The following is a 14382-nucleotide window of genomic DNA, read 5'->3' as shown; positions in this document are numbered from 1 at the left end:
AATGAGAACGATACGTACGATTATCTGTTTACTTCTTTTCTGTACGTGCTGCACGAAGAGGGCGTGCGGTCAAGAATTGAACGCTAAAGTGCGTATCAATCACAGTCAGATACAAGGAACAGACCAACGCATCTTTGAGAACTTGGAGAAAACACTGAACACCTTCATCAATGACCGGCAGTGGACACACCTCCATTTCAAGAAAATAGAACGGATACCTTGCAATTTTAACATCACGGTAACGAAATACGATCAGGCAACGAACATGTTTACCTGCAAAGCACTGATACAAGCCAACAGACCCGTTTACAATTCTGCCTACACCTCCACCTTATATAATAATACGGACAATGACTTTAATTTTGAGTTTGCAGAGTTCGACCAACTCAAGTTTAACGAGGAATCCATAGACAATCAGTTGACTGCCCTCATTGCCTATTATGCCTATCTAATTATTGGCATTAACCTTGATTCGTTTGCACTCATGGGTGGCGATGACATCTTGCAACGGTGTCTACGTCTCACGAACAATGCACAGAACCTGAATTTTACAGGTTGGAAATCGTTTGATGATAGCCGAAATCGCTTTGCTATCATTAATGACTACATGGATAGCGCAATGTCTCCTTTTAGAAAACTGCAATACGATTATTATAGAAAGGGACTTGATGAAATGGCTACCAATGCAGAACGTGGACGTACCAACATCACAACAGCCCTACAAGAGGACCTCAAGAAAAGTCGTGAGAACAGACCCCTGAGCATGCTTCCGCAGATATGGACCGACTATAAAAGAGACGAGTTGGCAAATATCTATAAGGGGAAAGGTACGCAAAAGGAAAAAGAGACAGTGTACGACATCTTGTTTTCTATCAATGCTTCGCAAAATGAAGCCTGGGAAAAAATCAAAGAATAAATGCTCAAACAACTATATATACAAAACTTTACGCTCATTGACGAAATGAACATACTGTTTCATCCCGGATTCTCGGTTATCACGGGTGAAACGGGGGCAGGAAAAAGTATCATCTTAGGAGCTTTAGGATTATTAAAAGGCAACCGTGCCGACACCAAACAAATTAGACAAGGAAAGGAACGTTGCGTTATTGAGGCTCATTTTGATATTCGGCAATATAACCTCAAAGATTTCTTCTTAGAAAATGACCTTGACGACGACCCTCATGACTGTATCTTAAGAAGAGAAATCAACATCAATGGGAAGAGCCGAGCTTTTATCAACGACACTCCTGCTTCGCTTACAGTGATGAAAGATTTGGGAGAACGCCTCATCGATATTCATTCACAACACCAAAATCTATTGTTAAACAAAGAGGATTTTCAATTGCATGTTGTTGATATTTTGACCAAGGACGAAGATACACTGCGAAAGTATCAAGAAAGCTATCAGAACTATAAAAAAGAACAAACGATATTGGAAGAGATGATAGCCAAGGTGTCAAAAGACCAAGAGAATGAAGACTATTTACGATTCCAGCTCCAAGAACTTAGTGACGCAGCACTATCAGAGGGGGAACAAGAAGTATTAGAACAAGAGATTTCAACCCTTGAACATGCCGAGGAAATCAAATCAGCACTCTATCTATCACAAAATCTCATTTCTAACGAATCGAACGGCATTATAGAAACACTGAATCAAGTGAGCCAACAACTGCAAAAAATAGAGCAGATATACACACCAGTGCAAGAAATCTCTCAACGCATGGAGAGTTGTTATATTGAGATGAAAGACTTGCTGCAAGAGATTACAGCTCAAGGCGAGCAGGTTTCTTATAATCCTCAACAACTCGAACAAAGCCAAGCAAGATTAGACACCATCAATTCGTTAGAACATAAGTATCATGTTGCGTCAATTGCTGAACTCATAGCATACCAACAAAAAATACAAGAACAAATCAACCTCCTTGATCATAGCGATGAGGAAATACAGAAACAAAAAGATATTGTTGCAAAGTTATTAGATAACTGTACGCAACAAGCAGAAAGGTTGACGACTATCAGAAAGAAAGCAGCAAAGACTATCGAGTCAGAGATGAAAGCAAGATTAGTTCCGCTCGGTATTCCTAAAATCAACTTTAAGGTAGACATCAAACCAAAAGAGTTAAGCCCGAACGGAAAAGATAGTGTCTCGTTTCTGTTTAGTGCCAACACAAACTCCCCTTTAAGTCCTGTATCACAAGTTGCGTCAGGTGGAGAGATTGCCCGCGTGATGCTCTCTCTAAAAGCAATGATTAGTGGAGCTGTAAAGCTCCCAACCATTATCTTCGACGAGATAGACACAGGAGTGAGTGGAAGTGTAGCAGAAAAGATGGCGCACATCATGGACGAAATGGGAAATAACCACAGACAGGTCATCAGCATCACGCATTTACCACAGATTGCCGCCATGGGGAAAAATCATTATAAAGTCTCTAAGACGGAAACTCCCAACGGTACCATCAGCAATATGACTCCGCTAAATGAGCAACAACGAATAGAAGAAATCGCACAAATGCTCAGCGGTAGCAACATTACCAAGGCAGCATTAGCTAACGCACGTGAACTTTTAAATGTAAACTAAGACAACCACATGATGAATATAAAAAATAAAATATCTTACTTATTAACGCTTTTATTCATGGCTACATTCTCCGTAACGTATGTCCATGGTCAATCAAAACAGGTAAAGAAAGCAGCAGCTTCTATTTTTAGCCTAACGACTTTCAAAACAGACGGCACCCTATTAGCCTCTACCAATGGCGTCTTTATCAACGATAATGGAGAGGCTATCAGTGCGTTCTATCCTTTTGTAGGCGCAGACAGTGCAGTGGTCATTGACACAAACGGGAATGCTTTGCCCGTGGATGTCATCATTGGGGCTAATGAGTTGTACGATGTCTGTAAATTCAAAGTCAATGGAAAGACGACACGTATTAAAATAGCAAGTACGCCATCTAATGATAGTGAGAAAGTCTGGATGTTGGGTTATTCCATTAAAAATCAAGACGCAAAACAAGTACCTATCCAGAAAACAGAACTTTTCATGGACAAGTACACCTATTATATATTCTCCTCGGAGACACCAGAGAATATGGAGGGCTGTCCTTTTGTAAATGCGAAAGGCGAACTCATTGGAATTTTACAACATGCGAACCATTCGGAAGGAACGCATGCGGTGGATGCTCATTTCATGAAAGACATGCAGATTAACAACGGACTTTCTTTAGCAGACCCTGTTTTAAGACAAACCACTATCAGGACACAATTGCCTGCGAAAGAAGAAGATGCCTTGGTGACGCTGATGATGGCTTCAGAGCAAAACAAGAAAAACTATCTTAAATATATCCAAGATTTTAAGCACTTATTTCCTCAAGCTGTAGATGGATATGCAGCACAGGCAAGACAGTATGCCAACAAAAAAGAATTTGCAAAAGCTACAACCGAAATGGAGACTGCCATTAAAAATGTACACAAGAAAGATGTGGCACATGCTGAATATGCAAAAATCATTTTTCATCAACAACTTTTTCAGCCAGACTCCACCTACTTAGCATGGTCGCTTGACAAAGCGCTTGCGGAAGCACAAAAGGCTTATGAAATAAATCCTTTGCCAGCCTATCAGCACCAACAAGCACAAATTATTTACTCCAAGGGAAACTATCAGAAAGCGTATGACATGTTCTTAGCCTTGACGAAAACGAATCTACGTTCCGGAGAACTTTTTTACGAAGCCGCACAGGCAAAAGCACAATTAAAGGCAAACCAAGCAGAGATTCTGAGTCTGCTTGACAGTGCTGTCGCTGCATGTCCTCAGCCCTTGACACCCATTGCCGCTCCATTTGTACTTGCACGTGGGGCAGCTTATGACCAAGCGGGCGATTACAAAAAAGCCATCATGGATTATAACCGCTATGACACACTCATGCTTGGAAGGGCAAACCATGAATTTTATTATACACGCTTTAATTGTAATGTAAAACTACGAAGATACCAACAGGCACTGAATGATATTGCTCATGCAGCCGTGCTCAATCGACAAGAGCCAACCTATTTGGCTGAAATGGCTTCGTTGCAACTCAAAGTAAACTACATAGACGATGCCCTTAAAACTACTGAACTCTGCATTGGGATAGCACCTAATTATCCTGACATCTATCTTATCAAAGGACTTGCGCTCATTCAGAAGAAGCAAAAGAAGTTAGGCATAGAGGCATTTGAGAAAGCTAAACAATTAGGCGATAAAAGGGCTCAAGACTACATTGATAAATATAAATAACAGCCGCAAGCGTCGAATGAAAAAGAGTAATTCTTAAAATGACAAAAACAATAGGGATGAGCGAAGAAAATTTGCTCTTCCCTATCATATTTTGAAAACTAATCTTCCATTAACATAGAAGTCCTTACGCGACTCAATGTTTCAGGTGTCATCTGAAGATAATTAGCCACATAAGTAAGCGGAGCTCTGAAAACTACTTGTGGATATAACTTACACATGCGCTTATATCTATTTTGAGCTGTTTCAAAGCGAACCAAGTCGGCATGTATCTGTGAGATAATCAAACTTTCTTCTAATATCTTTCTATACATCATCTGAATATTCACGTTATGCAAGGCAACTTTCTCTAACTCTTCTTTCGGCAACGCATAAATAACAGAAGCCTCTAAAGCCTCTACCTGCAAATGACTCGGTTCTTCCTTAAACAAACTCTCGATACACATAAATATGGTGTGATCGGCACTAAGATGCTCGGTCACTTCCTTATCATTCTTAAAATAGAACTGTCGTATGAGACCTTTATCCAAGTAATAAATACATTGACAAATTTCTCCTTCTGCCAATATCATTTCACCTTTAGCAAACTTCATAGGCACCAAAATACTCTCCAAAGCATCTAATTCTTCGTGAGTCATCGTACTATATTTACGAGCTAATTCCCTCGCAATATCACGAGGTGTATTGACAGGTTCTTTCATTTTTGTATGATTGTTAAAGTTAGCATTTTCTTCTTCCTAATCTAATTTCAGAACAGCAAGGAAAGCCTTCTGCGGAACCTCTACATTACCAATCTGTTTCATCCGCTTCTTACCCTTCTTCTGCTTCTCTAAGAGTTTTCGTTTACGACTCACATCACCACCGTAACATTTGGCAGTCACATCTTTGCGTACACATTTGATAGTCTCTCTTGCAACGATCTTACCTCCAATAGCCGCCTGTATCGCAATGTCAAATTGCTGTCTTGGAATTAAATCTTTCAGTTTTTCGCACATCTTCCTTCCTAAGGTCACCGCATTGTCTTGGTGTGTTAAAGTAGAAAGCGCATCCACAGGCTCACCATTCAAGAGAATATCCAATTTTGCAAGTTTAGAAGGTCTGAACGAATCCACATGGTAATCGAATGAGGCATATCCCTTAGAGATAGATTTCAACTTATCGTAAAAGTCTATCACGATTTCGCCTAATGGCAACATAAAATGCAGCTCTACCCTATTGCCAGAAATAAATTCCTGTTTTATCAATTCCCCTCGTTTGTCCAAACAAAGCGTCATAATCGGACCTATATAATTAGCGTCCGTGATGATCGTGGCTTTAATATAAGGCTCTTCAATATGTTCAATCATCGTCTGTTCAGGAAGTCCCGATGGATTATGAACTTCCTTCGATTCGCCATGTTTGTCATAAACCATATAAGAAACGTTGGGAACGGTAGTAATCACTTCCATATTAAATTCCCTGTCCAAGCGTTCTTGCACAATCTCCATGTGCAACAGTCCTAAGAATCCACATCTGAAACCAAAGCCGAGTGCGATGGACGATTCAGGGAGAAAAGACAACGACGCATCGTTGAGTTGCAGCTTTTCCAAGGAAGCACGCAGATTTTCATAGTCATTGGGATCTATCGGATAGACACCCGCAAAGACCATGGGCTTCACTTCTTGGAAACCAGAGATAGCTTGCGTACAAGGACGAGCAACATGAGTAATGGTATCACCAACCTTCACCTCTTTGGCATCCTTAATTCCGCTAATGATATATCCCACTTCACCTGTGCTAAGCTCCTGCTTCGGAACCATATTCATCTTAAGAATTCCGATTTCGTCGGCATCATATTCCATTCCAGTGTTATAGAATTTGACTTTATCGCCTTTCTTGATACTTCCATTTTCTATTTTGAAGTAAGCGATGATACCACGAAAACTATTAAAGACGGAATCGAAAATCAAAGCCTGCAAGGGCGCATCTGTATCTCCTACTGGATGAGGCACACGCTCCACTACCGCTTTCAAGATTTCTTCTATTCCCTGTCCTGTCTTCCCCGATGCACGTAAAATATCCGAGCGTTCACAACCAATGAGTTCAATGATTTCATCTTCCACTTCTTCAGGCATTGCCGAAGGCATATCAATCTTGTTGATGACAGGAATAATTTCCAAATCGTGGTCGATCGCCATATACAAGTTTGATATGGTTTGAGCCTGCACACCCTGTGTTGCATCAACAACCAAGAGTGCTCCCTCACACGCCGCAATACTTCTGCTCACTTCATACGAGAAGTCAACGTGTCCAGGAGTATCAATGAGATTGAGTATATAGTTTTCGCCTTCATACTGATACTCCATTTGGATGGCATGACTCTTAATCGTTATACCACGCTCTTTCTCCAAATCCATATCATCCAACATCTGACCGCCTGTTACTTGTACCGTATTCGTATATTCTAACAACCGGTCTGCTAAGGTTGATTTCCCGTGATCAATATGAGCTATTATACAAAAATTCCTAATTCTATTCATTGGTTTGTTTCGTTATCTGCCAATTTAGTTATCGTCAATAATCCTGTTGTGCAAAGGTTGCGCGAGCCGAAGACAGAGAAAGTTTACTTTCTATGTTGAGGCGAAGCCAATCTTCTATAAAGATTGCGCAAGCCGAAGACAGAGAAAGTTTACTTTCTATGTGGAGGCGAAGCCAATCTTCTATAAAGGTTGCGCAAGCCGAAGACAGAGAAAGTTTACTTTCTATGTTGAGGCGAAGCCAAACTTCTGCAAAGATAGCTATTTATCTTTAATAATTCGTTGGAGCTATTCATAAAATTAGTAAAATATATGTATCTTTGCAAGAAACAAACATCAACAAATGAAAAGGATTTTTATTGTCGCAACCACCGTTTTAGCTCTGATGAGCTGTCACGAAAATTTAGAAGATAGATGTGTTCGTGAAGCTAAGGAATACACCGAGAAATACTGTCCCACTCCTGTTGTCAACAGTACCAGAACAGATAGTGTGACCTTTGACAAAGCTACGAAAACATACCAATACTTTTGTTCGTTTGTGGACGAATTGGATAATCCTGAAATCGTCAAGCGAAACACGCAAAAGTTACATTCACTTCTGATTAAGGAAATCAAAGATAACACAAGTATCAAGAAGCTGAAAGAAGCAAACTATAATTTTGCCTATATCATTCATTCAAGCAAAAATCCTAACAAGGTGCTTTATCAACAAACCATACGTGTAAAGGATTACCAGTAAACTGCGACAGCAAGCATAGCACTTAAAAAAGATGAGTTTGTTTTTATCCAAAACAAACTCATCTTTTGCAGTTGTATCTCTCTAAGAGAATTGCACGATTTAAGCTAAGGTAAAAAGATGATCAGCATCTTTTATTTTACCTTCTTTGAAAAGCCAACCTATTCCTAAGTAAACTTCTTCTGTTCCGATTTTTGCAGCTTTAGCAATTTCAGCTACGCTCATTGCCTTACCAGCTGATGCCAATGTTTGATAAACATCACCAGCACGGAAACCAACACTTTCCGCGTTTACTACCAATGCAGCCTTCTTCACAGAAGTTCTTTTGCATGCTGTAGTTTTCTTTGCTGGAGCTGCCTTCTTAGAAGCTGCTGCTGTTGTTACTTTCTTTTCTGTCATAATCGCTAAGTTATTAATTATTATTAAGCCACATGTGGCTGTTTGTTTATAATTTATGATACAAAAGTAGTATTTTTCTTTTAAATATACTAATTTTCAATTAACGAAATAACACATTTGCAGCCAACGACGCATAAAAATCGTCGTTTATTGATGTAAATCAAGTTTTATCTGCAATTCATCCAACTGCTTATCATCGATACAATTAGGAGCATCTAACATCACATCCCTTCCGCTGTTGTTTTTTGGGAAGGCAATACAGTCACGAATACTGTCAAGCCCAGCCATGATGCTCACAAAGCGATCCAGGCCGAATGCTAACCCTGCATGAGGTGGCGCACCGTACTTAAAGGCATTGATTAAGAAGCCAAATTGAGCCATGGCTTTTTCTGGAGTGAAGCCTAAGATTTCAAACATTTTTGCTTGTAACTGACCGTCATGGATTCTCAAACTGCCACCTCCCACTTCGATGCCATTGCAAACAAAGTCGTAAGCCTTTGCTCTAACTTTCTCGGGATGTTCGTCCAGCAGTGGGATATCTTCTGGATTGGGCATGGTAAACGGATGATGTGTTGCCATCAATCGCTGTTCCTCGTCGCTCCACTCAAAGAGTGGGAAATCGACAATCCACAGACACTCAAACTTGTTCTTATCTCGCAAGCCGAGTCGTTCGCCCATCTCAAGTCTCAGCGCACACAACTGTACGCGAGTCTTGTTAGGTTGGTTTCCGCTCAATATCAGCACAAGGTCGCCATCTTTAGCCCCCATCTGCTCTTTCACCGCTAACAGCTGCTCTTGTGTATAAAATTTATCGATGGAACTCTTGATACTCCCGTCCTCATTATATTTAATGTACACCAATCCTTTGGCACCTACCTGTGGACGCTTTACAAACTCTGTCAAGCCATCCAATTGCTTGCGCGTGTAGTTAGCACAGCCCGGTACACAAATTCCACCAATATAAGCTGCCTCGTTAAACACACTGAAGTCTGCTTTCCCCTTCAGAGTATCCATCAGTTCCACAAACTCCATTCCAAACCGCAAGTCGGGTTTATCGCTTCCAAAGCGTTTCATCGCCTCTGCCCAAGTCATTTGTTGCAGCTTGGCAGGCAATTCAACTCCTCGAATTTCCTTGAAAAGATGACGACAAAGGTTTTCAAACAAGCCAATCACATCTTCCTGATCGACAAAGCTCATCTCACAGTCTATTTGTGTAAACTCAGGCTGTCGGTCGGCACGCAAGTCTTCATCTCTGAAACATTTAGCTATCTGGAAGTAACGGTCGAAGCCGCTCACCATTAACAACTGTTTCAAGGTTTGAGGACTTTGTGGTAGTGCATAGAACTGTCCTGGGTTCATACGTGAAGGTACCACAAAATCACGTGCGCCCTCGGGAGTAGACCCAATCAGTATAGGTGTTTCCACCTCAATGAACTGCTCATTATCCAAGAAATTACGAATCAGAATAGTCATGCGATGACGCAATTCGAGATTCTTCCGCACCGTAGGGCGACGCAAATCCAAATAGCGATACTTCATGCGCAAATCATCGCCACCATCTGTCTCATCCTCTATCTTAAAAGGAGGTGTGAGGCTCTCGCTCAAAATCACTAATTGACTCACAAGTATCTCAATGTCTCCTGTGGGCATCTTTTCATTTTTGCTTTGTCGTTCGCTCACCGTGCCTTTGACCTGAATACAGAACTCACGTCCCAGCTTGTTTGCCTGTTCACAGAGCTTTGCATCAGCGGCTTCATTAAAAACCAGTTGTGTTATTCCATAACGGTCGCGCAAATCAACAAAAGTCATTCCGCCCATTTTTCGGGTGCGTTGTACCCATCCCGACAAGGTTACTTCCTTGTTCACATCAGAGAGCCTTAACTCTCCACATGTATTTGTTCTATACATAGTTTGAAAATTATATTCATTTTTAGGAGCCCACAATGGATTCCATTTACAACATTGCAAAATTAATTAAAATTGCTGAAACAAGCAAAGTCTGCAATCACTAATCTGCATTTCAAATTTTTACGCCAGCTTTGTGCGGTATCATCCAGATTGGAAGTGAAAAACTCAAGTTTTCAACACCAAACAAGAGTTTTATAAAATGATTGACTATTTTTGCACTTGCTGGTTGACTCTATGTTCTCTTCCCGTTGACTTGATTTCCAGCATATTGCTTGCAGATTTCAAGTATTTTTTGGAACTTTGCCATGAGGTTGTGCATAACAATGATTTTATAACCTAATAGATTTTGTACCACTAAGTTACTAAAAAGTTAACGACGTGTACAACTTTTTACTCATACTTATCAACTTAAATAAATTCTGCCAACGAGTCAATGATTGAAAGTATTATAGATTCACATATAACAGAGCAACTATATAAAATATATAGTTTAGACATTGACGGTTTTGTCAATAACCAAGAACAAGTCAAAACTTTAAATTTTGAATATGAATGGCCTGTTGTTGATTTTTTAGAGCCTGTTTTTATGCCTTTGTTCCAAAACATAGACTCCAACTTTATCTACTTAACAAAAGGGTATAATATAACAAAAGATGAAATCTATTCTATATTTTCAAGGAAAGAGTTTATAGAGTTCATGAGAGGAAACAAGACTTATACTCCACGAGGGCGAAGCAAGGAAAGTATTGACACTTATTACATGATAGGCCTAACTATTTTTGACGAAACGTTCGAATGGTTAATCCATAATAATGTTGACGTGGGGTATTTAACCTTTTCTTTTCAAATTAAGAAATTCAACAATGAGAAAATACTAAATTTACTCACGAACAACAAGTGGTTTGTGCATGATGATAATTATTAAGGACGGTAGCGGTGCCATCGAGTACTACTACGGCAATTTGGGCGAGGTGTTGAAGACCGTGCGCACGCTGATTGTGCCTAATCAAGCAGTGGCAACTTACGTCACACAGTGGAAGTATGACAGCCATAACCGCCTATTGGAAATGATTTACCCCGATGAGGAGAAAGTAACCTACGGCTATAACCTCGGTGGGCAGGTAGAGAAGGTCAGTGGCTATAAAACTACCCATTACGACTATGTCAGTAAGATAGGCTACGACAAGTTCGAGCAGCGCACCTACCTGAAATACTGTAACGGAGCGGAAACGTTCTACAGCTACGACCCTGCACGCAGACGGTTGCAGAACCTTGTAGTGAATGCCAAGGCAGGTACCATCATGGACAATGTCTACAGCTATGATGCCGTGAGCAATGTGTTGGGTGTTCAGAACAATGCTCCGCTCCCACAGAGTGGCAAGGCTGGCGGACAGAAGAGCCACAGCTATACTTATGACCCTTTGTACCGTTTGTCAAGCTCAACAGGTACTTACAAGGGAACGGACAATAAGACGACATCTTACACCCTTGCCATGGGCTACGACAACATGCATCGAATCACAAGCAAGAAGCAGCACCTCACGCAAAGTAACGTGCAGTTCAACGGTACCCTCAATGCAGGCTATGACCTCACCTACACCTATCAGGGCTCTACGGGGCATAAGTTCCAACTGGCCAGTGTCCGTGACATCAACTACCGCACGGAAGAAACTCCTACGGACAGCACGAACATCAATAACGGACACAAGTACGCTTACGACCTCAATGGAAACCTGGTCTACATCACCACCTCTCGTGTAAAGAAAGACAACAAGGAAGACGACAGGGCAAGTGAGCAGAAGTTCAAGTGGGACGAGGAGAACCGCTTGCTGGCAGCCGATGAGAATTATTCGTTTAAGCGAAAGCAGAGGCAAGCTTGCTTGCACGATGCCGAGTGCAGCCAATCGTAGAGGAACGCTCAACGATTGTGCCAATGAGGGCAGAGGCAAACTTGATTTCCAGCATATTGCTTGCAGATTTCAAGTATTTTTTGGAACTTTGCCATGAGGTTGTGCATAGCAATGATTTTATAACCTAATAGATTTTGTACCACTAAGTTACTAAAAGCTCAACGACGTGTGCAACTTTTTACTCATACTTATCAACTTAAATAAATTCCGCCAACGAGTAGTTATCATATATTATGAATAAGTTTACTTACATACTATTTGTTTTCCTCTGTTTAATAAGCTGTGCACAACCAAATAATAAAAAGCAAGTTTTAAAGGATAGGGCTGTGATATCACTAAAAAAAAATGTGACAGGAAAAACAACTTTTTATGATTTTTTCAAAAAGTTCGCCTCAGACTCATGTTTTCAACGGAAACACATTTTGTTTCCGTTGAAAATTATATATGAAGGTTATGATTATGAAGAGACAGACTCGATTCTTCATATCAGCAAGAGTGATTGGATATATACAAAATTCAACGATTCTATAATAGATGGGCAAAAAATAATGTTAAAGGTTGATACAATGACGCATACTGTTATCTTAAAGGGCTATGATTCGGGAATATATATGAAATATTTATTTAAAACAGATAAGCGTTCTTGGATATTATTTCAGATAGATGACTATTCTAATTAACGTGAATTCGACAAATTCAGAATATCTTTGAATAACAGAGTTCTAAGATATAACAAATTTCGGGTAATGCTCCAAATCGAGAGTTATCAAAATAATCATCTGATTATCAATATGATGTTTATATGGTTTGGCGTAGAGGCGAGGAAAGATTCACTGCCTTTTGCTATATTTGTAGTCCAAAACAATGAAAAGTGAATATACGAGAACGCGTCGGCACTTTGTACTCCAGATTGGAAGTGAAAAACTCAAGTTTTCAACACCAAACAAGAGTTTTATAAAAGGATTGACTAATTTTGCACTTGCTGGTTGACTCTACGAAGTATATCGTAATGGAGAGTTTGTTAAAGATAAGAATGGAAAACCTATTACATATAAAAACACCGACCAACCAGGAACAGTTGGCTTTGATTATAAATTTTAGTATATGTGGTATAAATGTTTTGCTGTAATAATTTTGTTCAGTTTGTTTGCTTGCACTGGTAAACAGACTGAACAAAAGTCGATAAGGATTGAAAAGAAATGGGCTAAAGATTGTAATCAAAATTCTAAGATTCACATTTTAGCTTCTAACGCTCAATTGATAAATGGGAAAGGGGTTTTAACAAGTAATCAGAAATATATAAAGATGACCGAAGATTGCATAAATGACGTAGAGGCACTTATAATTAAGTATCTTGATAAAAAGGATAACAACCATTATTTTGACAAACAAAATAATGTGTTAAATTGTTATTTTAGACAATATTTATGCTATAAAGATAATACGCATTTTTTTGTATTTGTAAATCTTTATGCATATAGAATTACAAGATATGAAGAAAATACGACCAACGCATTTGCCAGTAACCCCCTTGTTGATGTAATAAATCCACTAAATGGCAACAATAAAGATTATAAGATGTTTATAGTGAACTTATCTGAAAAATCAATACATTGTTTCACAAAGGAATAGGATAATATTGTGAACTTCTATATAGCGATAACTATTATAATATATTTTATGGAAAGGACCATCAAATACAAGTAAATATTAAAGCTACTATGATTGCAGGCAAGACGCTCTTTACACATCTGTATGGAGGGAGAGGAGAAAAGAGGTGTGAACATTTAAACTTTTAAATAATGAAAAAAACATCTATTATTTGCTTAATATTTCTGATAGTATTATCCTTATGTGCAACAACAAGACCTCAAAAGAAAATAAAGAGATCTTCTGAGGAAAAATTCATGAAGACAATAGTTTAATTTTTCTTAATATTTGACCGTTATCATTATTTTATATCTATCTTTGCAGCGAATAGTTGTAAAAGAAAGGATAAACAATGAAAAAATTAATGATGCTAACGTTGATGCTCTTTACCTGTTTCACCATGGCAAATGCACAACAGAATGCACAAATCAAGTTTGATAAAACAACACAGAGTTTCGGTGAGTTCAGTGAGAGTTCACCTGTTCAAACCTGCGTTTTTACCTTTACCAATGTGGGTAATGCGCCTCTGATTATCAATCAGGCTGTAGCAAGCTGCGGCTGCACAGTTCCAGCATATACCAAAACCCCTATTCAACCGGGTAAGAAAGGCGAAATCAAAGTAACCTATAATGGTAAGGGCAAGTTCCCTGGTCATTTTAAGAAAACGATTACTGTTCGCACAAATGGCAATCCAGAAATGACTCGTCTCTACATCGAGGGAGTCATGAAAGAAGCTAAATAGACGAACATAGCACTATGAATATCAGGCAATTTGAAGATATCCTTCTTTGAATTGCCTTTTTTATTTTCCCCAAAATGTCCTCTCTCTCGTTAAAAAAATGTGCGAGCGTCAGTCTTCCAAAGTACAGGCAGTATGAGCCGCCGAGATTGAAGACATGGGATAATGCCGTTATCTACATGGGTTAAGCTGGTTATCTACATGGGTTAAGCTGGTTATCTACATGGGTTAAAGGCACTAACCCATTGAGTTAT

12 protein-coding genes and 3 pseudogenes are annotated in these 14382 nt (G+C 39.5%); 9 read left to right on the top strand and 6 right to left on the bottom strand.

The features are described from left to right. Position 1 precedes the first annotated feature (1 nt). From porD to BN35_RS00880, 3 genes are read left to right on the top strand one after another with little or no spacing between them, the layout of a single operon-like run. Positions 2–916 carry a type IX secretion system protein PorD gene (gene porD / locus BN35_RS00890; RefSeq protein WP_025072357.1) on the top strand — a complete coding sequence of 305 codons (915 nt, stop codon included), beginning with the start codon at positions 2–4 and terminating at the stop codon, positions 914–916. Further along, entirely contained in the window at positions 917–2578 is a 1662-nt protein-coding gene (recN, locus tag BN35_RS00885; RefSeq protein WP_025072358.1) for a DNA repair protein RecN, read from the top strand. 57 nt (positions 2579–2635) lie between these two features. After that, complete coding sequence (locus tag BN35_RS00880) at positions 2636–4273, top strand: tetratricopeptide repeat protein (protein WP_044071047.1); 1638 nt, start codon at positions 2636–2638, stop codon at positions 4271–4273. Between the two features lie 98 nt (positions 4274–4371). Here BN35_RS00880 and BN35_RS00875 read toward each other — a convergent pair whose 3' ends face one another. Both BN35_RS00875 and lepA read right to left on the bottom strand, forming a co-directional pair. After that, entirely contained in the window at positions 4372–4971 is a 600-nt protein-coding gene (locus BN35_RS00875) for a Crp/Fnr family transcriptional regulator (RefSeq protein WP_025072360.1), read from the bottom strand. A 36-nt stretch (positions 4972–5007) separates the two neighbouring features. Next, a complete protein-coding gene (gene lepA / locus BN35_RS00870; protein ID WP_025072361.1) occupies positions 5008–6789 on the bottom strand; it encodes a translation elongation factor 4 in 1782 nt (593 codons plus the stop codon). A gap of 340 nt (positions 6790–7129) precedes the next feature. Between lepA and BN35_RS00865 the strand changes: the two genes are divergently transcribed. Next, positions 7130–7525: a cupredoxin domain-containing protein gene (locus tag BN35_RS00865; protein WP_025072362.1), complete on the top strand. Its 396-nt coding sequence runs from the start codon at positions 7130–7132 to the stop codon at positions 7523–7525. Positions 7526–7624: 99 nt separating this feature from the next. Here BN35_RS00865 and BN35_RS00860 read toward each other — a convergent pair whose 3' ends face one another. From BN35_RS00860 to BN35_RS14000, 3 genes and pseudogenes are all read right to left on the bottom strand, one after another. Then, on the bottom strand, positions 7625–7921 hold the full coding sequence (locus tag BN35_RS00860) for a winged helix-turn-helix domain-containing protein (protein ID WP_025072363.1): 297 nt from the start codon (positions 7919–7921) through the stop codon (positions 7625–7627). Between the two features lie 147 nt (positions 7922–8068). Further along, positions 8069–9829 carry an aspartate--tRNA ligase gene (aspS, locus tag BN35_RS00855; RefSeq protein ID WP_028900757.1) on the bottom strand — a complete coding sequence of 587 codons (1761 nt, stop codon included), beginning with the start codon at positions 9827–9829 and terminating at the stop codon, positions 8069–8071. Between the two features lie 247 nt (positions 9830–10076). Beyond that, a pseudogene (locus tag BN35_RS14000) lies at positions 10077–10227 on the bottom strand (IS982 family transposase); the annotation flags it as partial. Between the two features lie 35 nt (positions 10228–10262). Here BN35_RS14000 and BN35_RS00850 point away from each other — a divergent pair. Beyond that, on the top strand, positions 10263–10754 hold the full coding sequence (locus tag BN35_RS00850; protein WP_025072364.1) for a hypothetical protein: 492 nt from the start codon (positions 10263–10265) through the stop codon (positions 10752–10754). Positions 10755–10896: 142 nt separating this feature from the next. After that, a pseudogene (locus BN35_RS00845) lies at positions 10897–11676 on the top strand (RHS repeat-associated core domain-containing protein); the annotation flags it as partial. A gap of 101 nt (positions 11677–11777) precedes the next feature. On the opposite strand, the pseudogene BN35_RS14325 reads toward BN35_RS00845, so the two are convergent. Next, a pseudogene (locus BN35_RS14325) lies at positions 11778–11925 on the bottom strand (IS982 family transposase); the annotation flags it as partial. Positions 11926–11972: 47 nt separating this feature from the next. Between BN35_RS14325 and BN35_RS00840 the strand changes: the two are divergent. The 3 genes from BN35_RS00840 to BN35_RS00830 all read left to right on the top strand — a co-directional run bounded on the left by BN35_RS00840 (position 11973) and on the right by BN35_RS00830 (position 14131). Beyond that, positions 11973–12419: a DUF4348 domain-containing protein gene (locus BN35_RS00840; protein WP_025072366.1), complete on the top strand. Its 447-nt coding sequence runs from the start codon at positions 11973–11975 to the stop codon at positions 12417–12419. A gap of 424 nt (positions 12420–12843) precedes the next feature. After that, positions 12844–13371, top strand: a complete 528-nt coding sequence (locus BN35_RS00835) for a hypothetical protein (protein ID WP_025072367.1) — start codon at positions 12844–12846, stop codon at positions 13369–13371. 370 nt (positions 13372–13741) lie between these two features. Continuing rightward, positions 13742–14131, top strand: a complete 390-nt coding sequence (locus BN35_RS00830; protein WP_025072368.1) for a DUF1573 domain-containing protein — start codon at positions 13742–13744, stop codon at positions 14129–14131. The last annotated feature ends 251 nt before the right edge of the window (positions 14132–14382 follow it).

The sequence above is a fragment of the Hoylesella timonensis 4401737 = DSM 22865 = JCM 15640 genome, assembly GCF_000455445.1.
GTDB classification, from domain to species: domain Bacteria; phylum Bacteroidota; class Bacteroidia; order Bacteroidales; family Bacteroidaceae; genus Prevotella; species Prevotella timonensis.
This window is presented reverse-complemented; position numbering and strand designations above follow the sequence as displayed.

Excerpts from the sequence above, each read along its gene's own strand:
- porD (WP_025072357.1), top strand. The coding sequence starts at position 2 with ATGAGAACGATACGTACGATTATCTGTTTACTTCTTTTCTGTACGTGC.
- recN (WP_025072358.1), top strand. The coding sequence starts at position 917 with ATGCTCAAACAACTATATATACAAAACTTTACGCTCATTGACGAAATG.
- BN35_RS00880 (WP_044071047.1), top strand. The coding sequence starts at position 2,636 with ATGGCTACATTCTCCGTAACGTATGTCCATGGTCAATCAAAACAGGTA.
- BN35_RS00875 (WP_025072360.1), bottom strand. The coding sequence starts at position 4,971 with ATGAAAGAACCTGTCAATACACCTCGTGATATTGCGAGGGAATTAGCT.
- lepA (WP_025072361.1), bottom strand. The coding sequence starts at position 6,789 with ATGAATAGAATTAGGAATTTTTGTATAATAGCTCATATTGATCACGGG.
- BN35_RS00865 (WP_025072362.1), top strand. The coding sequence starts at position 7,130 with ATGAAAAGGATTTTTATTGTCGCAACCACCGTTTTAGCTCTGATGAGC.
- BN35_RS00860 (WP_025072363.1), bottom strand. The coding sequence starts at position 7,921 with ATGACAGAAAAGAAAGTAACAACAGCAGCAGCTTCTAAGAAGGCAGCT.
- aspS (WP_028900757.1), bottom strand. The coding sequence starts at position 9,829 with ATGTATAGAACAAATACATGTGGAGAGTTAAGGCTCTCTGATGTGAAC.
- BN35_RS00850 (WP_025072364.1), top strand. The coding sequence starts at position 10,263 with ATGATTGAAAGTATTATAGATTCACATATAACAGAGCAACTATATAAA.
- BN35_RS00840 (WP_025072366.1), top strand. The coding sequence starts at position 11,973 with ATGAATAAGTTTACTTACATACTATTTGTTTTCCTCTGTTTAATAAGC.
- BN35_RS00835 (WP_025072367.1), top strand. The coding sequence starts at position 12,844 with ATGTGGTATAAATGTTTTGCTGTAATAATTTTGTTCAGTTTGTTTGCT.
- BN35_RS00830 (WP_025072368.1), top strand. The coding sequence starts at position 13,742 with ATGAAAAAATTAATGATGCTAACGTTGATGCTCTTTACCTGTTTCACC.